This window comes from Luteitalea sp., assembly GCF_022842525.1.
In the GTDB taxonomy this organism is placed as follows: domain Bacteria; phylum Acidobacteriota; class Vicinamibacteria; order Vicinamibacterales; family Vicinamibacteraceae; genus Luteitalea.
Genome location: NZ_JALHPM010000093.1, coordinates 1 through 26162, shown reverse-complemented (window position 1 = coordinate 26162; position 26162 = coordinate 1). Strand labels below are relative to the sequence as shown.

General features: G+C 70.2%; 17 protein-coding genes and 1 pseudogene. 7 read left to right on the top strand and 11 right to left on the bottom strand.

Annotated features, from left to right (window positions below):
- The coding region (locus Q0C41_RS17985; RefSeq protein WP_291985939.1) for a c-type cytochrome at positions 1–591 on the top strand (591 nt) is incomplete at its 5' end.
- A 3-nt stretch (positions 592–594) separates the two neighbouring features.
- On the opposite strand, the gene Q0C41_RS17980 is transcribed toward Q0C41_RS17985, so the two are convergent.
- Both Q0C41_RS17980 and Q0C41_RS17975 read right to left on the bottom strand, forming a co-directional pair.
- Positions 595–2565: a beta-L-arabinofuranosidase domain-containing protein gene (locus Q0C41_RS17980; protein WP_291985938.1), complete on the bottom strand. Its 1971-nt coding sequence runs from the start codon at positions 2563–2565 to the stop codon at positions 595–597.
- Positions 2566–2618: 53 nt separating this feature from the next.
- Positions 2619–5057 (bottom strand): TonB-dependent receptor, encoded by a 2439-nt coding sequence (locus Q0C41_RS17975; RefSeq protein ID WP_291985936.1) that lies wholly within the window; start codon positions 5055–5057, stop codon positions 2619–2621.
- A 183-nt stretch (positions 5058–5240) separates the two neighbouring features.
- On the opposite strand from Q0C41_RS17975, the gene glgX reads away from it, so the two are divergent.
- The 6 genes from glgX (at position 5241) to smpB (ending at position 13282) form a co-directional block, all read left to right on the top strand.
- Positions 5241–7337 (top strand): glycogen debranching protein GlgX, encoded by a 2097-nt coding sequence (gene glgX, locus Q0C41_RS17970; protein WP_291985934.1) that lies wholly within the window; start codon positions 5241–5243, stop codon positions 7335–7337.
- A 59-nt stretch (positions 7338–7396) separates the two neighbouring features.
- On the top strand, positions 7397–9817 hold the full coding sequence (locus tag Q0C41_RS17965; protein WP_291985932.1) for a transglycosylase domain-containing protein: 2421 nt from the start codon (positions 7397–7399) through the stop codon (positions 9815–9817).
- A 64-nt stretch (positions 9818–9881) separates the two neighbouring features.
- Complete coding sequence (holB, locus tag Q0C41_RS17960) at positions 9882–10904, top strand: DNA polymerase III subunit delta' (RefSeq protein WP_291985930.1); 1023 nt, start codon at positions 9882–9884, stop codon at positions 10902–10904.
- A 3-nt stretch (positions 10905–10907) separates the two neighbouring features.
- Complete coding sequence (gene ricT, locus Q0C41_RS17955; protein WP_291985928.1) at positions 10908–11693, top strand: regulatory iron-sulfur-containing complex subunit RicT; 786 nt, start codon at positions 10908–10910, stop codon at positions 11691–11693.
- An 8-nt stretch (positions 11694–11701) separates the two neighbouring features.
- A complete protein-coding gene (pdxA, locus tag Q0C41_RS17950) occupies positions 11702–12631 on the top strand; it encodes a 4-hydroxythreonine-4-phosphate dehydrogenase PdxA (RefSeq protein ID WP_291985926.1) in 930 nt (309 codons plus the stop codon).
- A gap of 135 nt (positions 12632–12766) precedes the next feature.
- Positions 12767–13282: an SsrA-binding protein SmpB gene (gene smpB / locus Q0C41_RS17945; RefSeq protein WP_291985924.1), complete on the top strand. Its 516-nt coding sequence runs from the start codon at positions 12767–12769 to the stop codon at positions 13280–13282.
- On the opposite strand, the gene Q0C41_RS17940 is transcribed toward smpB, so the two are convergent.
- From Q0C41_RS17940 to Q0C41_RS17900, 9 genes and pseudogenes are all read right to left on the bottom strand, one after another.
- Positions 13279–14385 (bottom strand): DUF1972 domain-containing protein, encoded by a 1107-nt coding sequence (locus Q0C41_RS17940; RefSeq protein WP_291985922.1) that lies wholly within the window; start codon positions 14383–14385, stop codon positions 13279–13281. The genes smpB and Q0C41_RS17940 overlap by 4 nt on opposite strands.
- Positions 14385–15107: a bifunctional 2-polyprenyl-6-hydroxyphenol methylase/3-demethylubiquinol 3-O-methyltransferase UbiG gene (locus Q0C41_RS17935; RefSeq protein ID WP_291985920.1), complete on the bottom strand. Its 723-nt coding sequence runs from the start codon at positions 15105–15107 to the stop codon at positions 14385–14387. Before Q0C41_RS17935 ends, Q0C41_RS17940 begins: the two co-directional genes overlap by 1 nt.
- Entirely contained in the window at positions 15107–16531 is a 1425-nt protein-coding gene (locus tag Q0C41_RS17930; RefSeq protein WP_291985919.1) for a sugar transferase, read from the bottom strand. Before Q0C41_RS17930 ends, Q0C41_RS17935 begins: the two co-directional genes overlap by 1 nt.
- Positions 16532–16627: 96 nt before the next feature.
- Positions 16628–17593: a glycosyltransferase family 2 protein gene (locus Q0C41_RS17925; protein WP_291985917.1), complete on the bottom strand. Its 966-nt coding sequence runs from the start codon at positions 17591–17593 to the stop codon at positions 16628–16630.
- Positions 17594–17597: 4 nt separating this feature from the next.
- Complete coding sequence (locus Q0C41_RS17920; RefSeq protein ID WP_291985915.1) at positions 17598–21128, bottom strand: hypothetical protein; 3531 nt, start codon at positions 21126–21128, stop codon at positions 17598–17600.
- Positions 21129–21274: 146 nt separating this feature from the next.
- Positions 21275–24058: a hypothetical protein gene (locus tag Q0C41_RS17915; protein WP_291985913.1), complete on the bottom strand. Its 2784-nt coding sequence runs from the start codon at positions 24056–24058 to the stop codon at positions 21275–21277.
- Positions 24055–24843, bottom strand: a complete 789-nt coding sequence (locus Q0C41_RS17910) for a bifunctional 2-polyprenyl-6-hydroxyphenol methylase/3-demethylubiquinol 3-O-methyltransferase UbiG (protein ID WP_291985912.1) — start codon at positions 24841–24843, stop codon at positions 24055–24057. Before Q0C41_RS17910 ends, Q0C41_RS17915 begins: the two co-directional genes overlap by 4 nt.
- On the bottom strand, positions 24840–25808 hold the full coding sequence (locus Q0C41_RS17905) for a glycosyltransferase (protein WP_291985910.1): 969 nt from the start codon (positions 25806–25808) through the stop codon (positions 24840–24842). The genes Q0C41_RS17910 and Q0C41_RS17905 overlap by 4 nt, the downstream gene beginning before the upstream one ends.
- Positions 25805–26162 (bottom strand): annotated as a pseudogene (locus tag Q0C41_RS17900) (hypothetical protein); the annotation flags it as partial. The pseudogene Q0C41_RS17900 and the gene Q0C41_RS17905, both read right to left, overlap by 4 nt.

The following is a 26162-nucleotide window of genomic DNA, read 5'->3' as shown; positions in this document are numbered from 1 at the left end:
TTGCTCGACGCGGTGGCGCGCGAGGACGTCGCGCCAGCGGCGATCGGCGCTGCGCGGGCCCGGCGGTTGATGGGACACCGGACCCCGGCGGTCCGCGACCGCGCCCGCACGCTGCTCGCGGGCCTCGATGCCGGCGGGGGACTGCCGGTCTACGAACGCGCCCGCACGGACGTGCTCGCACGGTCGGGGGAGGCCGCGCGCGGCCGTCAGCAGTTCGAGGCCCAGTGCGTCGCCTGCCACACCTTCGGCGGCGCCGGTGGTCGCGTCGGACCCGACCTGAGCGGCATCCGCAACCAGCCGGCAGACGCGCTGCTGCTGCACATCCTCGTGCCCGACTACGAGATCACGCCGGGCTACGAGTCCTACACCGTGCAGACCCGTGATGGCCGCACGATCGTGGCGCGGATGGAGTCGGAGACGGCCGGCAGCCTGTCGATGCGCGACGCTGCGGGACAGGCACACGTGGTGTTGCGCGCCGATGTCGTGTCGGTGACCGCCGCGCCCGGGTCGTTGATGCCCGCGACGTTCCACGAGGCCCTGTCGGGGCAGGACCTCGCGGATCTGCTGGCGTACCTGAAGACGTCGCGCTGACCCCTAGCGGCGCGGCACCCAGACGACCATGGGCTGCGGCTCGCGATTGGCCCAGGCGTAATACGGGATGAAGGTCAGCGGCGCCGGCGTCCGGGCGATGGGCAGGGCCGCCGTGCCGGGACGATAGAGCGGAATGCCGTTGTCGGGCAGGATGGCGCCGGCGTGCTGGAGCACGCGGATGCCGCCGAGCAGGTCCGGTCGCGCCGTCACCTGCCACGCCGCCTGCCCCGTCAGCACCACCTGGAACAGGTCGACCTCCGCAGGCTGATCCGCCTGTTCGAGCGCATACACCAGCGGGCCACGCTGGATGGCCACGCGTCCGGTGTTCTCGCGGACCTGTGGGTGCGCCGCCACCTCCTGCACCTGCATGTCGAACGTGGCGCGCACCCGATCGCCCGGCTGCCAGTCGCGGGTGATCGCCGCGTAGTGCCCAGGCAGCACCCGGGCCGACACCGGCGCGCCGTTGACGGTCAGGGTCGACGCCGATGACCACGCCGGGATGCGCACGTGCAGCGTGAAGCGGGTGCGCGAGGCCGGCGAGACCTCGAGGTCGACCGTTCCTTCCCACGGGTACGCGGTGGACTGGGTCAGCTCCAGTGGTGTGCCGTCCTCGAGGCGCCAGCGCAGCGTCGACGGGTGGAACAGGTGCACGTACACACCGTCGGCCGACGTCGAGTAGAGGTAGCCGGGCAGCGCCGCCAGCGTCCGCTGCAGGTTGGGCGGGCAGCACGTCGTGTCGTACCAGGGATTGCGGATCCGTTCGCCGCGCGATTCCAGCGGATTGCGGTAGCAATACAGCGTGCCGTCGAGCGACATGCCCGAGTTGACGCCGTTGTAGAGCGCCCGCTCCATCACGTCGGCGAAGCGCGCCTCCCCCGTGATCAGCAGCAGCCGCCAGTTGAGCAGCATGTTGCCAATCGCGGCGCAGCTCTCGCCATACGCCTGGGCGTTCGGCAGCTCGTACGGCTCACCGAACGTCTCGCCCTGCGCGCGCGAGCCGACACCGCCGGTCACGTACATCTTCGTGTCGGTGAGGTCGGTCCACAGCCGCTCGAGCGTCGCGAGATAGGCCGGGTCTCCGGTCTCCATGAAGTAGTCGGCGGCACCGATCGACGCATACATGGCCCGCACGGCGTGTCCTTCGTACTTCGTGCGCGTCGTGAACGGCACGCCGCTGAAGGTGTAGGCCACGTCGCGCGGTCGCAGCTTCAGGCGCGCGGCCTCGTGGCTGCCCAGCAGGTAGCCTGCGAAGTCGAGGTACCTGCGGTCCTGCGTGGTCCGGTAGAGCTCCACCATCGCCAGTTCGAGTTCGGGATGCCCCGTGAACAGCGGCTCGCGATCGACGCCGAAGCGGCCGACGACGTGATCGGCCATGCGGCGACCGATATCGAGCAGCCGCCTGTCTCCCGTGGCCCGGTAGAACGCGATTCCTGCCTGCAGCAAATGGCCGAGACAGTACTCCTCATGGCCACCGACCTGATCGGTGAAACGTCGAGTGGCGCGCTCGCCGCTCCAGTAGGTGTTGAGGTAGCCGGAGGCCTCCTGAGCGGCGGCGATGTCGCGCGACAGCGCCTCCAGCGTGGCGCGCCATCGGGCATCGTCCTTCGTCTGCAGGGCGAGGGCGGTGGCCTCCATCCACTTGTAGAGGTCCGAGTCGGTGTAGAGCGGACCTCGTCGCTCGGCCGCCGACGATCCGCCGAGGCGCCGGAAGTTGTCGACGATGCCCTTCTGTTCGAAGAGCTCGAGCAGGGTCGGGAGGCTCCGCTCGACGTTGGCCCGCATGCGGGCCGACCAGAAGCCCTCCTGCATGGTCACGGCGCGCACGGGCACGTCGTGCAGGCGCGCGTGCGGCGAGCGCCGCGTGTGGACGGGGCCCTGGTCCTGCCAGGGCGCAGGCGCGGGGGATTGCGCACGGGCCGCCAGCAGCCCCCCGGCGCAGAGGATGGCGACCACGGCGACGCGCGCTCGGCTCATGCGGCAGAGCATAGCGCGTCACCTGGTCGCGGCCCCCCCAGGAGGGGCCGCGCCTAGAACCCGACGCGGGCGCCGAACTGCAGCAGGCGCGGACTGGTCGGCAGGATGCCGCGTGTGCGATCGACGACCGCGGTGAGATCCGAGAGATTCTTGACCGTGCCGAAGAGCGTCACGGGGAGGCGGCGGAGCCGATAGCTGACGCTGGCGTTCCAGAGCGTCATCGCTGGCAGCAGACCGCGCTGGCCATCGGCCGTGACCGCGAGCGTGTTGAGGTCGTCGGCGAACTGCTCGCCGACGTGCTGGGCCTCGATCATCAGGTCGAGGCCTCGCTCGTGCGCGTAGCCCAGGGTGGTGGTCAGCGTACGGGTAGGCGCGTAAGGGAGCCGATTGCCCGAGACGCTCACCGTCGAGAAGCCGCTGATGTTGCTGGTGCGGACGCCGGTGAAGCGGGCGACGGGCAGCCAGGTGAACGCCGTCCGGATGGACGTGCGGTGCGCCGAGGTCGATGACAGCACACGGCTGTCGAGACGTGCTGCCAACTCCAGCCCCTGATGGAGCGTCGCCCCGCCGTTGGTGAGCACCGCGCCGACGCCGCCCGCGAGACTGGCGGGCACGAGCTGGTTTTCGTAGTCCATCCGGAACACCGTGCTGTCGACGCTGAGGCCAGGCAGCGGTCGCGTGCGGACGCCGGCCTCGTAGCTCCAGCTCAGTTCCGGGTCGAGCTCGATGACGCCGCCCGTGTTGGTGATGACATCCTCGACCCGTGGCGGCGCGAATCCGCGATGCACACCAGCGAACGCCGTGAGCCTGTCGCTCGGACCGTAGGCGACGCCGAGCCCAGGCACGAGTTGCGTGAGCGAGGAGGCACCCGAGACGCCCGCCCCCGCGTTGGCGAGACGGTTGGTGCGCGAGAAGCGGACGTGCTCCACGCGCAGGCCTGGCGTGACGGTGACGTCACCGACCAGCACGCGGTGCTGCACGAACGCCGCCACGGCATCGGCCTCGCGCACGTTGTTCTCGACGAGCAGACCGCTGCGACTGATCGGCGTGTCGCCGTTCTCCTGTCGGCGGTCCTGGCGCTCGGTGTGTGCCCGCACCCCGAGATCGGTCTCCTGGCGGACACCGAAGGTCGTGTGGTCGACGCGCAGGCGTGGTTCGATGCCGTAGGTGGCGTAGCGCCGCAGGCGTCCTTCGTTGCCGCAGGTGGTCAGCAGGTTCGCCATGTCACCGCACGCCCGATCGGCCGCATCGTTGGGTCGCTGTGCCGAGTTGCTCGACTGGCGCCACCAGTCGCGGGCGAACCACGAGGCGTACAGGTTCGTGCTCAGGACGGCGCGGGACGAGAGCACCATCGCGTGGGTGGCCGACGTCCCCGTGCGCGTTCCGTCGAAGCGGTCGTTGACGAACGGGTTCTGGCGCGGCGCTGCGCTGAACTCGTCGAGCCGCAGGCCGGAGTAGGTGACGTTGGAGTCCTCGGCATACCGGCTGGCACGGACCGTGAGCAGTTGCGACGGTGTGAGCGTGACGACGGCCTTGCCCGTGAGGTCGTCGAGCGACGAATGGGTGTGGTCGCGCGCGCCATCACCCTGACGGCGCATGTAGCTGCCCAGCAGACCCAGGCGGCCGCGCGTGGTCCCGACGGTGCCGTAGCCGTTGAAGAAGTTGCGGCTGCCGCCTTCGAGCGTCGCGCTGCCCGCCGTGCGCTGCGGCGGGACGGCCGTCACGTAGTTGATGACGCCACCGACGGTCGACGGTCCGTAGGCGATCTGACCGGAGCCCTTGAGCACCTCGATGCTCTCGATGCGTTCGACCGGCGGGTGATAGTACGACGCGTTGTCGCCGTAGGGCGCGTAGGTGAGAGGAATGCCGTCCTCGAGCAGCAGCACCTTGGTCGAGCGCGTGGGGTTGAGGCCGCGGATCCCGATGTTGGGGCGCAGTCCGAAGCCCTCTTCATCGCGCACGGTGATGCCGGTGACTGTGCGCAGCGCTTCGTTGATCGTGAAGACGTGCGACGAGGCCAGCGTCTCGGCGTCGACGGTCTCGAGGGCGCCCGGCATGCGGCGCAGCGTCTCGGGCAGGCCGCCCAGACGCGTCGCGAGCACGGTGACCTCTTCGGCGAGGCCGGCTGGATTGACCGTGAGCGCGACCGTGACCGGCATGTCACCGGCAAGGGCCACGTCGGCGGTCGCGGTGGCAAACCCGGCCACGCGCGTCGAGAGGCGCCATGTCCCCGGCGCGAGCGCGACCGCGAAGTGCCCGGCCGCGTCGGTGTCGACGGTCACCGGGGCCGCGCCAGAGCGATTCTGGGGCCGGATCGACACCGTGACCCCGGCAACGGGGGCCCCGCTGGGGTCGACCACGGTGCCGTGGAGGGCGACATGGGCCTCGATGGCGCGTGGTGTCGGGACCGACTGGGCGTGGACGGGGTTGGCCCACCCGGCGGCGAGCCAGCCGGCGAGAGCGACAGAGGAGACGGGAGCAAGGCGGACCACAGGAACCTTTCGATGAAATGAGACTAGGTCTCACTCTCTGTTCGTCGCCCAGCTTATATCCGACCTGAAAAGTCGTCAATAGCGGTCTCATTCGGAAGCCCTGCCGCGAGGCTCGCCCCGCTGACTCATCCGTAAGCACTTGCTCGCCAATTGCCGCAGCCGACTGCTAGGCTGTCGACAACTATGGAGATCTGGCCGGGGCGAGCCTATCCATTCGGGGCGGTGTACGACGGCGCCGGCACGAATTTCTCGATCTTTTCCGAAGCGGCACACAAGGTGGAGTTGTGTCTCTTCGATGACCACGGCGTCGAGACGGCGCTGGTCCTGCCGGAGGTGACGGCGTACTGCTGGCACGGGTACGTGCCAGGCATCGGACCGGGCACGCGGTACGGCTTTCGGGTCCACGGCCCCTACGATCCGGCCCGAGGGCACTGGTGTCATCCGAGCAAGCTGCTGATCGACCCGTACGCCCGGGCCATCGACGGGCAGGTGCAGTGGAACGAAGCGGTCTTCCCGTACCGCTTCGCCGACCCCGACGGCGCGATCAACGATGACGACTCGGCCCCCTACATGCCGAAAGCCGTCGTCGTCGACCCCGAGTTCGACTGGGGCAACGACCGCCTGCCGCGCACGCCGCTGCACAAGACCGTCGTCTACGAGGCGCACGTCAAGGGACTGACGATGCGGCATCCGGAGGTGCCACCCGAGCTGCGCGGCACCTACCTCGGCATCGCCCATCCGGCCATCGTCGAGTACCTGCTGGCGCTGGGCATCACCGCCATCGAACTGCAACCGGTGCACCAGTTCGTGCACGACTCCCTGCTGATGGAGAAGGGGCTCCGCAACTACTGGGGCTACAACTCGATCGGGTTTCTCGCGCCGCACAACGAGTACGCCACGAGCCAGCGCGGTGCCCAGGTGGTCGAGTTCAAGCAGATGGTCAAGACCCTGCACGCGGCCGGCATCGAGGTCATCCTCGACGTGGTCTACAACCACACCGCGGAGGGCAACCACCTCGGGCCGTCGCTGTCGTTCAAGGGCATCGACAACGCCGCGTACTACCGGCTGGTGGCCGACCAGCCGCGGTACTACATGGACTACACGGGCACCGGCAACAGCCTCAACATGCGGCATCCGCACGTGCTGCAGCTGTTGATGGACTCGCTGCGGTACTGGGTCACCGACATGCACGTGGACGGGTTCCGCTTCGATCTGGCGGCTACCCTGGCCCGAGGGCTGCACGACGTGGACCGTCTGTCGGCGTTCTTCGATCTCATCCAGCAGGATCCGGTCGTGTGTCAGGTCAAGCTCATCGCCGAGCCCTGGGACGTCGGCGAGGGCGGCTACCAGGTCGGCAACTTTCCGCCGCTGTGGTGCGAGTGGAACGGCAAGTACCGCGACTGCGTGCGGGACTACTGGCGCAGCCAGGATCAGACGCTCGGGGAGTTCGCCTACCGGTTCACGGGCAGCAGTGACCTCTACGAAGGCACCGGTCGCCGGCCCTATGCGAGCGTCAACTTCGTCACGGCGCACGATGGCTTCACGTTGCGCGATCTGGTGTCGTACAACGACAAGCACAACGACGCCAACGGCGAGGACAACCGCGACGGCGAGAGCCACAATCGATCGTGGAACTGCGGCGTCGAGGGGCCGACCGACGACCCCGAGGTCACGGCGCTGCGCGCGCGGCAGCAGCGCAACTACCTGACGACCCTGTTCCTGTCGCAAGGCATCCCGATGCTGCTGTCGGGCGACGAGGCCGGTCGCACGCAGCACGGCAACAACAACGTCTACTGCCAGGACAACGAGCTCAGCTGGCTGGATTGGGAGGCGCTCGACACCTCACTGCTCGCCTTCACCAGAAAGCTGATCGCCCTCAGGCGTGCGCATCCGGTGTTCCGGCGTCGACGGTGGTTCCAGGGCCTGGAGCTGCACGGACTGGCCGATATCGAGTGGTTCACTCCCAATGGCCACCCGATGGACTCGAAGGACTGGGGCGCCGGGCACAACAAGTCCTTCTCCGTGTTCCTCAACGGCCAGGCGATCCCCAGTCGCGGATCGCGCGGCGAACGCGTGGTGGACGACAGCTTCCTCGTGATGTTCAACGCCCACTACGCCCCCTTGCGGTTCTCTCCGCCGGATGAGCGGTTCGGGCGGGGGTGGAGCACCGTGGTCGACACGACCCACGACCAGGTGGGGCTGACCGCTCGGGTCTATCGCCGCACCAGCCGCATCAAGCTCGAGGGGCGCAGCCTGCTGGTGCTGCAACGACGCGACTGAGGCGGCCCTCCCATCGTCGTGCGACGCGCACGCCGGACGTCGGGTACGCTGGAGGGGTGATGGGACTGCGGGCACGGGTGGGTGGATGGCTCGGGGGGCAGCGGCCCGGTCGGGCGGGGCAGTGGTTGCTGTCGCGACCGCGCGGTCTGGCGTGGGGGCTCGCCGCGGTGTCGCTGGTGGCGTGGACGGCCTTTGTCGCCGCGGTGTGGTTTGCCTGGGACATCCGGCAGTCGCTGCCCGATCGCCGCGCGCTGTCGTCGGTCGGCGACATGGCGCAGTCGACCACGCTCTACGACCAGGCGGACCAGCCGGTCTTCACCATCTTCAAGGAGCAGCGCATCGAGGTGCCGCTCGACAAGATGGCGCGCACCGTCCGCGACGCCGTCGTGTCGGTCGAGGATCAGCGGTTCTACGCCCACAACGGCGTCGATCTCGTCCGCATCGGCGCGGCGGTGGTGGCCAACGCCAAGTCGGGCACACGGGGACAGGGCGGCAGCACGATCACGCAGCAGCTCGCCCGCATGAGTTTCCTGAACCGCAGGAAGACCTACACCCGCAAGATCAAGGAAGCGTTCGCCGCGCTGCTCATCGAGCGCACCTACTCGAAGGACGAGATCCTCGCGCTGTACCTCAACAAGGCCTATTTCGGCGACGGCTACCACGGGGTGGAAGCGGCATCACTCGGCTTCTTCGGCAAGCACGCCAGCGAGCTCGACGTGCCGGAGGCGGCCCTCATCGCCGGTCTCATCCAGTCGCCGTCGGCCTATGCGCCGACGATCAACCGCGAGAAGGCCATCGCGCGCCGCAACATCGTGCTGTACATGATGCTCGAGAACAAGGCCATCGACCGGCCGACGTACGAGCGTGCCCGTCGGGCCCGCGTGCGCCTCGAGAATCGTCTGCGGCGCGACGAGCCCTACGGCCTCTACTTCAAGGAAGCGGTGCGTCGCGAACTGGTCGATCGCTTCGGCTGGCTGCGGGTGTCGGAAGGTGGCCTGAAGGTCTTCACCACGATCGCCCCGGAGCTGCAGCAGCAGGCCGAGGCCATCGTCGAACGCCGTCTCGCCGAGATCGAGAAGCGCCGCGGCTATCGCCACACGCCTCGCGCCACGATCAAGATCGACGAGGACGTGGCGCCGCCGTACCTCCAGGCGGCCGTGGTGGTGCTGGACCCGCGGACCGGTGCGGTGCGGGCGCAGGTCGGCGGCCGCAACTTCCGCGAGAGTCGTTTCAATCGCGCCGTGCAGGCCCGCCGCCAGTCCGGCTCGGCCTTCAAGCCCATCGTCTACGCCGCCGCCATCGAGCAGGGGCAGTCCCCCGGATCGCTGGTGACCAATCTCAACGATCCGATTAACACGCCGCAGGGCGCCTACGTTCCCGAAGACGAGCACTCCAGCGCCAACAGCATGACGCTTCGGACGGCCCTGCGGACGTCCAGCAACCGCGCCGCCGTCCAGCTCCTGCGCACGGTCGGCATCCCGGAAGCCGTCAAGACCGCCCAGTCGCTCTCGCTCGGCCGCATGCCGGCCGTCCCGTCCATGGCCCTCGGTGCCGGCGAGGTGACGCTGCAGTCCCTGACCGCCGCCTATGGCGCCTTCGCGGCCGCCGGGGTGATCCACGAGCCGTATCTCATTCGCCGCGTCGAGGATCAGGACGGCAACGTGCTCTACGCCACGGAGGCGAAGGAGCACCGGGTGTTCTCCGAGCAGACGGCCTTCCTGGTCACCAGCATGCTCGCCGACGTCATCAACTCCGGCACCGGCTGGCGCGCGCGCGCCGAAGGGTTCCGACTGCCGGCGGCCGGCAAGACCGGCACGACCAACGACTATCACGACGTCTGGTTCGTCGGGTACACGCCCTCGACCGTGACCGGGGTCTGGATGGGATTCGATCAGCCCCGCGAGATCATCTCCAACGGCTACGCCGGCGAACTGGCCGTCCCCCTGTGGTCCAACGTGATGGCGGTGGCCACCGACGGCCACAAGCCCGAGCCCTTCAAGCGCCCCACCGGCGTGGTCGGGGTCGAGATCTGCCGCATCACGGGCAAACGGTCCGTCGACGGCTGCACGAAGGTGCCGGTCGAGTCCGACGATGGCTCGGTCGAGATCCGGTCGATGGCCTACACCGAGTACTACCGCAAGGGCACGGAGCCCCAGGGCTCCTGCGAGGAGCACGAGGGAACCAACTTCCTCGAGCGCCTGGCGGGCTTCTTCGGCAAGGACAACGATCTCAAGCCCGTCAGTGCCGCCGAGGCCGGTCTGCCGGCGGCGACGATTCCGCGCGACGTGCCGGCGCCCCCGACCACGACGGCTGACGAGGACGCGCCACCCCGCGCCGAGGAGGCGAAGGCCGCCGCTCGCAGCGACGACGGCGATCGCGACGGCAAGGCCACCGCCGAGGAGCCCGAGAAGAAGCGCGGGTTCTGGGGCAAGCTCTTCGGCCGCCGCGACAAGGACACCGACAAGAAGCCGACGCCCTGACCTCCCAAGGCCCAAGGCTCAAGGCCCACGCCCCAAGGCCCAGGCCGCAAGGTATGATCTCCCCATGAGGCTGACCGAGGTTCTGGGCCACGCGCAGCCCCGCGCGTTGCTGCTGCGTGCCGTCGTGGCGCGCAGCGTGCCGCAGAGCCTCCTGTTCGACGGTCCCGACGGCGTGGGCAAGCGCACCACCGCGCTGGCCCTGGCCTCGGCGTTCAACTGCCAGCAGCCGGCGGTGGATGGCGATGCCTGTGGTGCGTGCTCGTCCTGCAAGCGCATCGCCCGTGCCCAGCATCCCGACATCGTCCTGCTCACACCCAACGAGAAGGGCACCATCACCGTCGAGATGGCGCGTGAGGTCATCGGACAGGCGAGCTATCGGCCGTTCGAGGCCCGCCGCCGCGTCGTCATCGTGGACGAGGCCGACAGTCTGCAGCCGGCGGCGCAGAACGCCCTGCTGAAGACGCTCGAGGAGCCGCCGCCCTCGTCCATGTTCGTGCTGGTGACGGCCCGCCCGGACTCGCTGCTGGAGACGGTTCGCTCGCGCTGCCCCCGCGTGCGGTTCGGCCGGCTCGGCCCGTCGGATCTCGCCGAGGTCCTGGTGCGGCACTGCGGCGTCAAGGCGGCCGAGGCCACGGGGCTGGCCGCGATGGGCGACGGCAGTGTCGCCCGTGCCCTGGCTCAGGACACCGGCGAACTCGTCGAGGCCCGTGGCGCGGCCCTCGGGCTGCTGCAGGGGCTGGCGTCGCGTCCGTCGGTTGCCGTCCGTCTGAAGCTCGCGCAGCAGCTGGCCGAGGTGCCGAAGAAGCGCGGCGCCGGCACCGACCGCGAGGTGCTGTCCCGGCGGCTCGAGGCGTTGTCGCTGCTCGTGCGCGATCTCGGCGTGGTCACCGCGCCTGCCGGGGGCAGCGGCAGCGCCTCCGCCGCGCTTGCCAATCCGGATCTGGGGCACGACCTCTCGGGGCTGGCCCGGCATTTCGACACCGGTCGCGTGCTCGGGGCCTTCGTTGTCGTCGAGCAGGCGCGTCGCTCGCTCGAGCGCTACCAGTCCGCCAAGGTCGTCGCCGACTGGCTGGCCTGTGAGATGTAAGCCATGAGCGACGCAACAGTGGCCAGCGTGGCGCCGACCGCCAGTGTCCGGTTCGTCCCGGCCGGGCGTCGCCGCAGCTTCCTGCTGCCGGAGGTCCCGCTGGACGGTCCGCTGTCGACCGGCGACACGGTCGTCGTCAGCGACGGCGACCATATCGCGATCGGGACGGTGGTGGCCGAGGCCGCCGTGGTCGCGCAGCGGCGCGCCGCGAGCCTGCCACCCGCCGCCGGCACGCATGTGCTCCGGCGGACGACGACGGAGGATGCGGTCCGACGACTGCACCAGCAGCACAAGGAGCAGGAGGCGCTGGCCTTCTGTCAGCGCAAGATCCGCGAGCGCGGTCTCGACATGAAGTTGTCGCGCGTGGAGCACGCCTTCGACGGGTCGAAGCTGCTGTTCTCCTATACGGCCGAGCACCGGGTCGACTTCCGCGAACTGGTCCGCGATCTGGCGGCGGCCTTCCACATGCGGATCGAGATGCGGCAGATCGGTGTCCGCGACGAGGCGCGTCTGCTCGGCGGCTACGGCCCGTGCGGTCGTCCCCTCTGCTGCGCCACGTGGCTGACCGCGTTCGAGCCCGTGTCGATCAAGATGGCCAAGCAGCAGGGCCTCAGCCTCACTCCCTCGAAACTGGCAGGCGTCTGCGGGCGGTTGAAGTGCTGCCTGCGGTTCGAGCTGCCCAACAGCCGCGGCGAACGGCATGCCGGGTGCGCGCAGGAGGGCAGCTGCAGCCAGGGCTGCGGTGGCGACGGCGCGTGTGGCAGCGGCAGCTGCACCTGCGGGAAGTGAGCGACGCCATGCCTCGTGCCGCCATGCAGGAGCGTCCGCGCATCGCCATCACGGTCGGCGATCCGGCGGGCATCGGCCCGGAGATCGCGATCGCCGCGGCGGGGTCCCGGGAGGTCCGTGCCGTCTGCGAGCCCGTGTTGTATGGCCCACACTCGCCCGAGGCGCTGGCGGCGTTCTCCGCGGGTGTGGTGAGTGCCGAGGCCGGGCAGGCCTCCTACGACGCCATCGTGGCGGCCGTACGAGACGCCCAGGCCGGGGTCGTGCACGGCATCGCGACCGGGCCGGTCCACAAGGAGGCGTTTGCCGCCTGCGGCCTGCCCTGGAAGGGACACACCGACCTGCTCGGCCACCTCACCGGCAGCCGCCAGGTCGCGATGATGTTCTACTCCGAGCCCCTGCGCGTGGTGCTGGCCACCGTGCACGTGCCGCTCAGCGACGTGCCACGGCTGCTGACGCAGACCCTGCTCGAGGACGTGATCACGCTCACGGCGCGCAGTCTGCCGGATTTCGGCTACGTCGCGCCCAGGATCGGCCTCGCGGGCCTCAATCCGCACGCGGGCGAGCACGGCCTCATGGGGCACGAAGACGATGCGGTCCTGCGGCCGGCCGTGGAGGCCTGTCGGGCGCGTGGCATCGACGTGCAGGGCCCCTTCCCCGGCGACACGGTGTTCCTCAAGGCCACCCGCGGCGCCTTCGACGTCGTCGTGGCCTGCTACCATGACCAGGGTCTGATTCCCGTCAAGCTGCTGGCGTTCGGGCAGTCGGTCAACGTCACGCTCGGGCTGCCGATCATCCGGACGTCGGTCGACCACGGTACCGCGTTCGACATCGCCCGGCAGGGGACGGCAGACGCGTCCAGCATGGTCAGTGCGATCACGCTGGCGGCCCGGTTGGCGAGGGGCAGGGCGGCGACCGACAATTCAGGTCCGCTGCGCTGACATTCACGATGCAGAATGCAGCGCACCTCGTCACGATGCGCGAGACCCCTCATTGGGGAGCAACCCGACGCAGTGGCGGCGCTGGCCCCGCCCTTCATTCATACTTCTGAAGGTCGCAGGACCACCCTGACTTGCATGTCCACCCACCAGACCTCCCAACCGAAGTCGCCGCCGCCCAGACCGGCGGAGAAGACACCCCGCCTGCTGGCAGACAACCGCAAGGCCGGGTTCGACTTCGAGTACCTCGAGCAGTTCGAGGCCGGGGTCGTGCTCCTCGGCACGGAAGTGAAGGCGATTCGCGAGGGACGCATCAACTTGCGCGACAGCTATGCCCGTGTCGAACGGGGCGAGGTGTGGGTCTACAACATCCACATCAGCCCCTACAGCCACCGCGGCTACGCCGAGCACGAGGCCCTGCGCCGGCGGAAGCTCCTGCTCAATCGTGCCGAGATCCGCAAACTGATCGGTCGGACGGTGGAGAAGGGCCTGACGCTGGTCCCGACGAAGATGTACCTGAAGGACGGCCGCGTGAAGATCAACCTGGCGCTGGCCCGCGGCAAGAAGGCCCACGACAAGCGCGAGACGATCAAGCGCCGCGAGTCCGACCGCGAGACCAGGGCCGCCGTCAAGGAACGCGTCGTGCGCCGCTAGGCGTCCAGCGCTGCGAGCAACACCGCTTCATACGCCGGCAGGACCGTCTCCCACGTGAACGCGTCGGCCTGCCTCGCGTAGCTCGCCGTCCGCATCCGATCGAGCGCCGCCTCGTCGCCGAGCACGTCGGCGAGGGCACGGACGCACGTCGCCTCGTCGGCGAAGAAGCGGGCCTCCGGCCCGGCCACCCAGCGATTGAAGACGTTGTCGTGCGCCAGCACCGGCGACCCCGCGCCGAGCGCCTCCACCAGCGACGGGTTGGTGCCGCCGACGGTGTGCCCGTGGATGTACAGCCGCGCGTGGTGGCGCAGGGCCTGCACCACCGCCGGGTCGTACACCGCGCCAGCGAACCGCACGTCGGGGCCGGCTGCGGCCCGCACGGCGACGTGGTAGGGATGTGACGGCTCGTAGGCCCCCAGCACGACGAGCGGCCACGGGCGCGGCACGGCCGACCACGCCCGCACGATCTCGAGCACGGAATTCTCCGGTTCCGGCCTGGCGATGACCAGCCCGTAGCCGCGTGGCGCGAGGTGCCACGCCTCGAGCGGCGCGGTCGCCGCGTCGATCACGCGATCGGCGCCGTACGGCACCATCGTCGTGCGTGTCTGCCAGCCGCGGTCGGCCAGCAGCGACGCAATCGCGGGATGGTCGGCAATCAGGTGATCGGCGGCGTAGCCCGCCACCCAGCTGTTGATCCAGAACCAGCCACGGACCGCGCGCGACCACTTGCCGCGCCGCCACTCCACGCCATCCATGTTGACGACGTGCCGTCGTCGACGGAGGGCGTACCACGGGAAGAGGACGGCCGTGTTGAAGCCGAGCGTCAGGATCAGGTCGTCGTGGCGTGCCGCATGCCGCGTCGTCCACGCATCGAACCAGAGGCTGCCGAGCGAGCCGGCGTACGGCGTGGGCACGTGCTCGAGCGCGACGCCGCGCCATGTGTCGCGGCTGGCGACCGCGTGCGGCGGCTCCTGGCAGTAGACGGTGACCTCCCAGCCGCGTGCCACGAGCCACGGTGCGAGCTGCTGCGCACAGGCCTCGAAGCCGCCATGGCGATTGGGAATGCCGCGCGATCCGAGGATGCGCAGTCGTCGGGCGCGCATCAGGCGTCGCCTCCGTCGTGGTGGGCTCGCGACACCACGACGATCATGTCCGACAGCGTCGTGTCGTAGTATCCGGCCGACAGCAGGCGGCTGGCCGATCCCGCGAGCCCGAGGGCGAGATCGGCGGCGCGATGCCGGCGCCGCAGATGCTGGGGCACCGGTCCCTCGTAGAGCTGCACGTCCTCCACGCGCAGGCCCTGCGTCGCGGCCAGGCGCCGCAGCGCTGCGGGCCGCAGCACGAAGCGGAACGCGGTGGGGAACTGGTCCGAGACCTCCGATCCGGCCGACCGATCGCCCAGCACGCGTCGATAGACCCAGACGTGGAACCACCACGGCGTGAAGCGCGTGACCAGGCCCTTGAGCGAGAGGATGTTGGGCAGGGCCAGCACGGCGAGACCGCCAGGACGGAGCACGCGGGCCATCTCCGCGAGGGCCTCTGCCGGCGCCTGGAGGTGCTCGAGCACGTCCCAGCACACCACGAGGTCCGCGCAGGCCGAGGCCAGCGGCAGGGCCGTGACGTCGCCCTGCGCCAGCCCGGTGGCGCCGACATGCCGCTGCAGTTGCGAGCGCCGGATGTCGATCCCGATCACGCGGGCGCCAGCCGGATAGACCAGGTGCGACCGGGCGCCGCAGCCCGCCTCGAGGATGCGCGGCGCGGCGTGTGCCTCGAGCGCGCGCGACACCAGCGCCTGCGCCCGCGCCAGCGGGTCGTCTGGCGGCACTACCGGGCGCCGCGGCCGAGCAGCACGGCGGGGATGGTCTTGAAGGCGATCTTGATGTCGAGCCACAACGACCAGTTGTCGATGTACTCGAGGTCGAGCCGCATCCACTCGTCGAAGGTCAGCTCGTTGCGACCGCTGATCTGCCAGAGGCAGGTCAGGCCCGGCTTCATGCTCAGCCGACGGCGCTGCCAGGGCTCGTACTGGTTCACTTCGTCGACCACGGACGGCCGCGGGCCGACGAAGCTCATGTCGCCGCGCAGGATGTTCCAGAGCTGGGGCAACTCGTCGAGGCTCGTGCGGCGCAGGAACCCGCCGAACGGGAACACCCGCGGGTCGTTGGTCATCTTGAAGGCGGGCCCGTCCATCTCGTTGAACGGCTCGAGCAGCGGCTTCAGGCGCTCCGCATCGGTGCGCATCGTCCGGAACTTGAGGAACGTGAAGCGACGCCCGTGCAGGCCACACCGGACCTGCCTGAAGAGCACCGGACCCGGCGATGCCAGCTTGACGCCGACCGCGATCGCGAGCAGCAGCGGGCAGAGCAGCACCAGCAGCGCCATGGCGATGATCACGTCGGCCACGCGCCGCACGGCGAGCAGCACCTCGTTGCCCGGCGTGTTGGAGAACGTGAGCAGCGGGAAGTCCTCGCCGAGCTGATCGAAACTGAGGCGCGAGATCGAGCGGGGCAGGAAGTTCATCGCCAGCCGCACCATCGTGCCCTGTTCCTCGAGCTTCGCGATCACCCCGGCGATGTCGTGCAGGTCTCCCAGCTGTCCGGTCGCCGGCGCGATGAGGACTTCCGCGGCGTGCTGCTCCTGCACCAGGCGGAGCAGGTCGTCGTAGGCGCCGAGCACCGGGAAGTCGGCGCGGCCATCATCCTGCCAGCGCCCGTCGGTGACCAGGCCGGCCACCTCGAGTCCCCAGTCGCGATGCGAGTGCACCAGCGCCGCCGCCCCTCGGACCTCGAGCGCACCGCCGGCCACGAGCACGCGACGCGGTTCTCCGCCATCGAGGAGCAGGCCGCGCACCATGCGGCGCAGGCCGACCACCAGCGCGAAATCGAGCAGCAGGAAGGCGACGATCACCGGACGGCTGATGAACTGCTGCCGCGCCGTGAAGATGAAGGCGATCAGCAGCAGCCCCGCGATGGCGACGGCGACGAGGATGACCGACGTCTCGCTGTTGAGGGTGCGGCCCTGGCGCCCGTAGAGGCCGAGCGCGTAGAACACCAGCGGCCAGACCAGCAGGATGCAGGCCAGCACTGGCAGATACCAGGCAAAGGGCGGCAGCGACCCGGACAGGAAGGGCATGCTGTCGCCCGGGACGACGCCGCGCAGGATGTAGGCAAGGGCCAGCGACAGCACCGTGGCCAGCGCATCGCTGACGACATAGGCGCCGTTGATCAGGCGGGCGCGCTCGGCGATCATGCCGTCGCCCCTCCCCGGCTGAGAATCCCTTTCACGGTCGTACGCACACGCGCGCCTATTTTCCGACAGGGACCCGGCCGTGACAACCACAGCCGTTTACGAGCCGGTGGGCCGGAACCACCGGGCCAGTTCGACGGATCGCACTCGCCTCCTGCCAAGAACGTGCCGACGCCACGCCAGCATGCGCGGCAGCAGCCGCACGACGTCGATCAGCCCGGGAATCGACGACCACTCCCGCAGGAGGACGTAGCCGACGACCTGGGCGTCGCGCCACAGCCCGGGGATCGCAAATCGCCACGCCAGGCCGGCAGATTGGTTCTTCAGCCGCAGGAGGAACCGATTCCGGACGGAGTATCGGTTGATCTCGGCGGGAAGTGCAGAGCGCCGCTCGGGCGTCACGCGTCGGCGATGGTGGGCCACGGCGGCCGGCACATAGAGGCTGGTCCAGCCCCGCCACTGCGCCCGCCACGCGAGGTCTGCATCCTCTCTGTACGCAAAAAATGCATGGTCGAAGTACTCGCCCCGAAAGGCGATGTCCTCCAGCATGGTGCGGCGGTAGAGGGCAACCGCCCCGCTCGGCCCGAAGATCGCCTCGGGTTCACCCAGGTAGCGCCCCGCCGCCGGTTCGCCCGCGCCGCGATCGAGGTGGCGCTGGTCCGGGGTCATCACCATGCCGGTGGAGTCGAGCCGTCCGTCATCGTCCAGGCGAAGCAGACGCCCTGTGGCAGAGCCCACGGTGGGGGCCGCCTCGAGCGTCTCGATGAGGGTGCGGATGTACCCGTCGCCGAGGATGGCATCGGGGTTGAGACAGAGGTAGTAGGTGCTCGCCGCGCGCTGAATCAGCGCGTTGTGCCCACCCGCGAAGCCCAGGTTGGCCGCCGACCAGGTCCGCTCGTGGTCGGCCGTCAGGCCGGCGATGAGCGCGCGCGAGGCCTCGGTCGACTCGTTGTCCCACACATGGAGCGTGAGCGATGGGCACCCCTGGGCGCGCACCGAGGCGATGCAGCGCGCCAGGAGGGCGTCGGGCCGCCACGTGACGATCCCGACGAAGACGGACGACACGCCACTACCTTAGCCGAATCCCCGTCTCGTTCGTGCCCGCGCCGAACGACTCGCCGCCGCCATCCCAGTACAGCGCCCGCTCGATGACGATCGGCACGCCATTGGTGCTCTCGACGTTGATGCCGAACATCTCGCCGTCCTGCAGCAGCGCGAAGGCGTCCTGGCAGGGCCCCGGCTGGCCGGCATAGCAGGTGAACCGCGAGTTGGCGGGCACCGAGAACGTGCCCGATGTGATGGCCGTCCGGCTTCCCTCGCGCAGCAGCCGCAGCCGCACGGTCGCTGCCGTACTCGACGGATTGGCGATGAGCACGAACGTCTTGTACTTGAGCGCGCCGCCGTTCTGTCCCTCCGCCAGCGCCCAGTTGGTCCCGGTGGTCGTCACCCCGGCGCTGTTGTGGGCGTCGGTCCAGTTCTGGAAGCCGCCGAACCAGTACATCGCCCGTTCGACGACGATCGGGCGGGTGGCAGAGACCTCGGCCGACACATCGACCTGGGTGCCGACCGCGTCACGGCCCGAGATGCGGCTCAACTCGCCGTCGACGTAGAGCGTCATGCGGCTGTTGGCCCGGAGCGCGTAGGTCTCGGTGTAGGCCCCTTCGGGCGTCAGGTAGCGCACGGTCGCCACCGTGGCGCTCGCGTTGGGATTGGCCACCAGCAGGTAGGTGTCGAAGTTGGGCCCGGTGGCGCCTTCGGCCACGAACCAGCGTGTGGCTGGCGTGGTCACGGCCGCGGACGCATGACCGCCCTCGAACGTGCGGCCGCCGCGATTGAAGTACATGGCGCGCTCGACGGTGATCGGCTGATCGGCGGTGATGCGCGTCGAGAACGCCTTGCCCGCGAGGGCGCGCACACAGGTGGTGCTGCCGGTGCCAGGCGCGCAGACCTCGTTGGCCCAGATGGTCAGGCGCCCCGGAGCCGAGGGGAAGTCCGACGGCACCGACACCACGCTGCCGTCCTCGAGCAGGAAATCCACCGTCACCTTCGGCGCCACCGATCCGGTGGAGGTCAGGAGGATGAACGTCTGGAAGAAGTCGTTGGCCGCGCCCTCGGCGAGGAACCACTGCGTCGCCGGGGCATTGACGGCCTTGCCGGTGTGCCCGCCCCATCCGTCGCCGAAGCTCATGGTCCGTTCCACCACCACGCCGCCCCGCAGCGACTCGACGATCACCGAGACGGCGCGGCCCTGGCCGTTGTACGAGGCATTGGCGAGGCCGTTGACGTTGACGGTGTGCCGGCCGTAGGCGGCGATCGGGATGTCCTGCACGACCGGCGCCGGGGGGGCCGTCTCGCCGAGGTCGCCGCGCTGGCCGAACAGCACCGTGACCCGCGCGATGGCGGCGCGGTTCTCCGGGTTCGCGATGGCGACGCGCTCCTGGAAGAAGCCGGTGGAGCCTTCGGCCAGTTCCGAGCGGTTGGCGATGAGCGGGCTGGTCCCGGCCGTGAACTCGGTCTGATTGCTGACGCCGTCGCCGTCGGTGTCGGCCGACATGTTGGTCACGCCGTAGAACGTCTGCCACTGCGGCAGCGTCATCGGCGCTTCGTAGGTCCGGCTCACCTGCAGCGGACCGGTGGCGTACTTGCCGAAGCTGTAGCCGGCCGCATCGGTCATCTCGACGTAGACGTGGTAGGTGCCCGGCGCCACACCACCCGGCGTGGCCGCGAGGTCCCAGATGTATGCGCCGCTCGCCGCGCTCACGTTGCTCGCGATCAGCTGCTTGCTGCCCGGATCCTGGTCGGTGTCGAGGTACAGCGCCACCGTGGCGTTGGCGGTCGCCGGCGCCGCGGAGTAGCGCCCGTCGTGGGCGGCCCACTGCACCACGAACTGCCCGGCCGCATCCGGTTCGTCGTCGGCCGCGAGCTTGACGTTGGACAGCGTGAACGGCGTGTCGAGCGCGCCTTCGGTGATGTCGAGGCGGAAGTTGGTGATGTTGGAACTCAGCGCGCCCCACGCCGATCCGGCGGGCAGGAACTGCATGCCTTCCGGACCACAGGCGATGTCGGCGCTGCCGTAGGCGCTCAGGTCGAGGGTGTAGGTGCGCGGGCCGCCATCCTGAACGGGGAGGCCGCACGTCTCGGCGAAGGCGCCGCCGCGATAGGCGGCCGTGCGCCAGATGACGCGCATCATGCCCCCGACGCCCGGGCGACCCGTCCTGGCGTCGAAGTCCTCGAGGAACGGCCGCGGCGCCAGTGGATCGAACGTCGGCTGGACCGGGATGTCGTAGTCGATCGTGAACGACAGGCGATGGTAACGCCGGGCCTGCTCGGGCGTCAGCGCGAACCGCGCCCCGAGGTCGTCGTCGAAGAAGCGGACCTGCGAGTCGCTCTGCGTCAGGCCGTACTGGCCCGACCGCCAGGCGACGGCCGAGAGGCCCTGCGGCGTGAACGCCGCGTTCTTGACGTCGTAGAGCGCGCTCGTCGGCGACGTGTAGCGGAACACGTCTTCGCGATTGGTCAGGTCCCAGGCATCGCCGATGAGGGTCGTCGCCATGTCCTCACCGCCGGTCTCGTCCGGGTTGAGCACCGCGAAGAACGGCGACGCATCGACGACCAGGGTGGCGGTGCGCGAGGCGCTCGCGCCGCGGGCGGTCAGCGTCCAGGTGCCCGGCGTGAGGTGGCCGTAGTCCCACGTGACGCTGCTGTTGTCCGGGAACGCCCCGGTGGACGCCCGCGGGTTCGGCGGGTTGGACAGTGGCGTCAGGTCCTCGGGGAAGACCTGCACCGTCTGCGTGCCGTCGGTGGCCGTGACGACCACGTTCGCGCCCAAGGACTGCCACGACAGCGAGACCGTGCGCGCGGCTGTGAGCCGCACCCAGTCCATCTGCACCGTCGAGCCGACCGGGCCCGAGCCGGGGGTGAGACTCAGGCCGTGGACCAGATCGGTCCACGAGGTCCCGGCGAAGCGGTTGCTCACCAGGACCCGCGGGTCGGTCAGCCGGACGCGATAGACCTGCCATTCGTTGGCATCGCCCTGGTCGCCGATCGGGTTCTGGTTGATCCAGCGGGCCGTGTCGTTGTCGTAGCCCTTCGCGAGCAGCAGCAGCACGCCGGCGGGCGTCGAGACGTCCCGGCGGCCCTTCTCCCAGAGCACCTTCAGCGCCTCCGTGTTGCCGGCGGCCCACGACCGCTTCAGGCGGAACGACAGCGTGACGTAGCGGCCGGCGTCGATCGGGGTGCGCAGTCCGGTGTCCTGACGTGCGTTCATCGCGCCGGGCACGCCCCCGAACAGCATCTGGATCGACGGCGTCTGCTCACGCGTGACGCCCGTGAAGAGCCCGTTCTGGATGAGGGGATATGGCGCCCAGGCCGTGTACTCGTTGCCGTTGTCCTGCGGCGTGTCTTCGCCGAGCGAGTACGCGTAGACGTAGTCGGTGCTCTTGTCGAAGTCCCAGGGATCGCCCTTCACCTCGGCGGCGAAGTCAGGCGCGGCGGGCACGGTGCTGGAGGCGCCGCCGTTCACGCGCAGGAACTGCGCCTGGGCCGGGAGGGCCACCAGCAACCCGACCAGCAGCGTCGGGACGACTGACGAAAAACGCACAGGAGAGCACATTTCTGTAAGCGCCACGGAGGCGCAGGTGCCGGCACACACAGCACAGGCGCCTCGACGGGCCCTGCGAACATGCGAGAAAACAGGCAGAGTCGGTGGACACCATCACCGACGTGCATCAGGTGGGGCGGAACTGCCTACGACCGTGGCCGCCTGACGCTCATGAGAGAGGCAAAGGCGATACCACAAATGCTGAGGAGGGTCAGACCGAGGGCGGGACGGACGGCAGGCTGCTGGAATTCGAGGCGGACGACGCGGCTGGCGGGGGGGACGGCGATGCCGAGGAGGACCCCGTTGGCGACCTGCCAGGGGGCCGGACGCCCGTCAATCGTCACATCCCAGCCGGAATGCGCGCGATCGCCGACGATCAGGACCCCGCCGTCCGGGGCGTCCACGCCGATGACCCGCTCATCGTCGTCGAGGCTGATCGAGGTCACGCGGGCGGTCGGGGTGGCCCCGTGCGGGGGGACCGACGAGAGCCACGCCTCCCGGGCGGTGTCGAAGACCTGCGTATGCATCGCGGACGCATGACGGTCAGCGGTCACCACATTTACACGGTCGACGAACCACGCGCCGGGCCGCGCATGCGGGTTGCGGTAGATGTTCAGGTCGCCGGCGCGGACGAGTCGGGCCTCGCCGAACCGCTCGGGCGCGGTCGAGAACGAGCGGAACCACAGGCTGCGGGGATCCGGCGTCCCGTCGATGTCGAGCGCCGTGCCCAGCGTCGCGGGGGTGCCCGTGGCGAGCAGGGTCGCGCTGCTGGTGGCGTCGCTCCCCTCGCTGCGCAGCACGAGCGTGAGGGTCCTGCCGGCCGACCCGTCGACCGGCGTCCAGGCGATGCGGAACCATTCGTTGTCGCGCAGCGTCGCCTGGTCCACGGCGCCGCGTGCCAACTCCCGCCCATCGTCCAGCGTCACGCGCCACTGCCAGCGTCCGCGGTTGGTGCGCGCGTAGGTCGCCGTGAGGAGGTCGAGTCCGCGCACGCCGTCGTAGCGGACCGGCACCGTGAACGTGACGGTGCGTCCATCGACCATCGGGCCGATCGGCACGTACCCGCCAGCGCGCGGGGTCAGGTCGACGGGCGGCGCCACGATGAAGCGCGCGCCGAGCACGCCGAGCATGCGCAAATCGAGGGTGTCGCGGCGCAGCCCCACGTAGTCCCAGGTCGGCGGCCGTGCGGGCACCATCGTGCCAGGCGGGTGCTGCGCGAGCTGCATGAACGCCTGGTAGTCGGCGTCGCCGTGGAAATCGAAGCCGGTCACCGTCGAGAGGCCGTACATGCCCCAGACGTGGCCCTCGACGAGATCGGCCACGGTGTCCACCGGCGCCAGTCGCGTCTCCGACGCCTGATCACGGAGCCACGCGAGACTCGGCGTGGACGGATAGTAGCGGTCGCGCGGTACCGACGGATTGAAACCGCGATGCGCCTGCACGAGGTCGCCGGCGGCGAGGCCGACGAGCACGAGGCCACAGACCGTGCGCACGCGCTGGTCCCGCGCCCACGCGGCCACCCCCAGCAGCAGCAGGCTGCTGCCCGCGATGGCGATGAACCGTGTGATCTGGGCGCGCTCGAACGGCTGCAGGTTCAGAGCACGCAACTCGGGCAGGAACGCCATCAGCGCCGCGGCCGTGACGCCGGCCAACGCCACCACCACGCCGACCGGCCCTGCCAGCTGCCACAGGCGCCGACGTCGATCCGGCTCCTCGACCCACGCGTGCAGCCCGAGCCCGGCGAGCGCGGCGAGACCACACGCCGCCAGTGCGTACCAGCGGAACGGGTTGGACTGCGCCTGTCCCGGCAGCACGAGGAGCCAGCGTCCCGGATGGCCGCCGTACGCGCGCGTCAGAGCGACAACGGTGAGCAGCACGAACGTCCAGCGGACCAGCGACCGATCACGCGGCAGCCTCGCGACGACCCCGAGCCCGGCCAGGACGACGACCACGATGCCGAAGTAGGCCACGTGCTCCGGGTAGTTCGCCGACGCATCCGGGTGCCACCAGTTGCCCCGCAGCGGCGATCCCCAGAAGTCCGGCAGGGCGAGGGTGGCGAGGTTGGCCCAGGGCGCCCCTTCCGGTGACATCACCCGGGTGCTCGCCGGTGAGCCGCGCAGCGCGGCCAGCATCGGCCACAGCGCGACGGCGCCGACACAGAGACCGAGCAGGCCGCCGGCGCCGAGCGCGACGAGGCGTCTTCGCAGGCGGCCGTCGTCACGCGCCACGAGCCACAACTCGAGGCACCCGTAGACGGCGGCGCCGAAGAGGCAGACGAAGGTCGTCGCGAGGTACGTGCCCAGCAGCAGGGCGCCAAGCGCCAGCGCGAGGCCGGCGATGTCGATCCAGTGGCCGCGCCGGATGCAGCGGCGCACCTGGCGCAACACGAGCGGCAGCCACGCCGCCACGGTCGGCATCGGCGCGCTCAGCCACGTGAGGAAGTGCCCGTTGAGGCCGTAGGCGACGCCGCCAGCGGCCGCGCCGACGGCACCGAGGCCGAGCTCCCGCAGGAACAGCCACATGGCCAGCGCAGCGACGAGCAGGCGCAAGGGCCCGTACCAGTTGACGGCCTGGTCGGACGGCAGCAGGTAGTAGGGCAGGCTGAACGGCGAGAAGGCGCGCCCGACGTCGAGCCCGTTGAAGAACGACGGCACCCCGGACAGGCGCGAGTCGTCGTAATCGGGGAAGGCACCGTCGCGCAGGCGCGCGAAGTGCGTCGCCATCAGCGGCTGGTGGTAGAAGGCTTCGTCGGATCGCGTCGGATTGGCGGCCGGCGCTCGGGACGCATCGTGGGCCCAGGGGTAGAACTGGAACACGAGGTCGGCCGGCGAGAACACCTCGTCGTGCCGCCACTCCCGCTCGAACAGCGCGAGCAGTGCCACGATCATCACGGCCAGCAGCGGCAGGATCGCCTGGCGCCGCGCCGTCATCGTCGTCCCACCAGGGCGAACTGCGACGCGGCGTTCCTGAGGCCGGGGATCGCCAGCCAGGCACGGTCGACGCCGAAGACCAGGCGCCACAGCCAGGGCGACTCGCTGCGCAGCAGCCACGGCAGGGGCCCGCCCACCACGTCGATGTAGTCGATGCGCAGGTCCGAGAAGCCGGCCCGTGCCGCCTCGTCGCGCAATGCGTAGGGATCCAGTGACGTTTCCTGCTCGGCGTGGACGTCGCTGCGCCGACGGAACCAGCCTTCGAGCACCATCCGCAGCAGGCCGCGGGCGTTGGGGTCGCGGAGGTAGAGCCACCCCCCGGCCGTCGTCCAGCCGTGGATCTGCGCGAGCAGCGCCCGCCGCTGATCCGGCAGGAAGTGGTGGAACACCCCCATGGCATAGACCACGTCGAACTGCCCCGCGACGAACGGCTGGGTGTCGATCGGCCCGGTGATGACGTCGACGTTGGTGATCGCGGCGGCCCGCAGGCGTGTCCGCGCCGCGTCGGCGGCCGTCTCCGAGAGCTCGACGGCGGTGATGTGCCGCACGGCCGGCGCGATCGCCAGCTCGTAGTCGCCGAGTCCGGCCCCGATCGACAGCACGCGCATGTCGGCCCGCAGGGGCACCTGCCGGCGGAAGGCCGCGACGTTCCACGCCACGAGCTGACGGAACCCCTCGCGCTCGAAGAAGCGCTCGCGCAGGGCCCGGGTGTACCAGGCGTTCTCGTGGGCGCGTTCCTGCTCGATGATGGCGGTGACGTCGGCCCGATCGTGCGCCGCCGTCATGCCGGCTCCTCGCGCGCCGTCCACCAGCCGACGTGCCACTCCCACAGCGCCGTGAGTCCGAACACGATCACCGACGGCCACAACCGCACGGGCGTGGTCGACCAGAGGAGGCCGAGGGCGCCGCACACCAGCACCGCATCGAGCGCCACGAGCGGCCCGCGTGCCACCGGGATCACCAGCAGCCCCTGCAGGATCAGCACGGTCGCCACGACGACCGGGACGAAGTCCACCGCGCGCCGCCGGCCATGGCGCCGGACCAGGCGCCGCTCGGCCTCGCCGTACCGTCGCATCATCCGGCGGAACCAGGTCAGCGTGCCCGGGCGATGGTGGTGCACCACGGCCCCGGGCACGTAGTAGAACGTCGCGCCGGTGGCGGCGAGGCGCAGGTCGAGGTCGACGTCCTCGCCGGGCCACAGGCCTGGCGCGAAGCCGCCCACCGCGCGCAGGGGCTCGATGCGGTAGGCGCTGCAGCAACTCGCGTTGTGCTGCACCTGCCGCGGCCGGTCGTCGCCCCGCGTGTAGTCACTGACGATGGCCGCGGCACGGAAGAACGCCTCGAAGCCGTCGCGCTGCGCCTGCTGCGCCGCCGGAAAGACGTTGACCTGGCGTCCCCCCACCCCGGTGGCCCCACTGGTGACGAGGCCGTCCACCAGCGCGCGGGCCCAGGACGGATCGGGCACGCAGTCGCCATCGGTGAAGGCCGCGATCTCGCCACGCGCGACTTCGAGCCCGAGGTTGCGCGCGACGGACGCGCCCACGGCCGGCGATCGCACCACGCGTGCCCCCCCGGCATCGGCCACGGCCGCCGTGTCATCGGTGGATCCATCGTCCACCACGATGATCTCGAGGCGCGGGTAGTCTTGCGCGTGCAGCGCCGCGAGGCAGGCTGGCAGCGTCGCGGCGCTGTTGCGGGCGGCGACGATCACGCTGACGAGCGGCGTCGCGAGCGGGGGAGCGCCGGTCATGTTGTCCGCGCCTTCCGTCGTGCCCGCCGGATGGCCACGGCATTGCGCATCGACATCCCGGCGCGCACCGGGCCCCATCGCTTCAGCGCTTCGACATCGCCCTCCTTCACGCCGAGTCGCAGCGCGGTGCGCTTGAGCCAGCGCGAGGCCTTGAAGCTCTCGGAGAGGTGAGCGCGGAACGCCACGACCTCGTGCTCGCGGTCGGCGGCGAACGTCGGGTCGGCGCACCAGGCGCGCAGCGGTTCGACGACGCGGTCCCAGGTCATCGTCGTGGCGACCTGATCGAGGGCCGAGCGGGCCGCGTGCCGCTCCGCGTCGCCGTCGAGCATCGCCGCGAGCGCGGCGGCCAGGGCG

Coding starts and splice junctions, on each gene's coding strand:
- Q0C41_RS17980 (WP_291985938.1), bottom strand. CDS start 2,565: ATGAGCCGAGCGCGCGTCGCCGTGGTCGCCATCCTCTGCGCCGGGGGG.
- glgX (WP_291985934.1), top strand. CDS start 5,241: ATGGAGATCTGGCCGGGGCGAGCCTATCCATTCGGGGCGGTGTACGAC.
- Q0C41_RS17965 (WP_291985932.1), top strand. CDS start 7,397: ATGGGACTGCGGGCACGGGTGGGTGGATGGCTCGGGGGGCAGCGGCCC.
- holB (WP_291985930.1), top strand. CDS start 9,882: ATGAGGCTGACCGAGGTTCTGGGCCACGCGCAGCCCCGCGCGTTGCTG.
- ricT (WP_291985928.1), top strand. CDS start 10,908: ATGAGCGACGCAACAGTGGCCAGCGTGGCGCCGACCGCCAGTGTCCGG.
- pdxA (WP_291985926.1), top strand. CDS start 11,702: ATGCCTCGTGCCGCCATGCAGGAGCGTCCGCGCATCGCCATCACGGTC.
- smpB (WP_291985924.1), top strand. CDS start 12,767: ATGTCCACCCACCAGACCTCCCAACCGAAGTCGCCGCCGCCCAGACCG.
- Q0C41_RS17940 (WP_291985922.1), bottom strand. CDS start 14,385: ATGCGCGCCCGACGACTGCGCATCCTCGGATCGCGCGGCATTCCCAAT.
- Q0C41_RS17930 (WP_291985919.1), bottom strand. CDS start 16,531: ATGATCGCCGAGCGCGCCCGCCTGATCAACGGCGCCTATGTCGTCAGC.
- Q0C41_RS17915 (WP_291985913.1), bottom strand. CDS start 24,058: ATGACGGCGCGGCGCCAGGCGATCCTGCCGCTGCTGGCCGTGATGATC.
- Q0C41_RS17910 (WP_291985912.1), bottom strand. CDS start 24,843: ATGACGGCGGCGCACGATCGGGCCGACGTCACCGCCATCATCGAGCAG.
- Q0C41_RS17905 (WP_291985910.1), bottom strand. CDS start 25,808: ATGACCGGCGCTCCCCCGCTCGCGACGCCGCTCGTCAGCGTGATCGTC.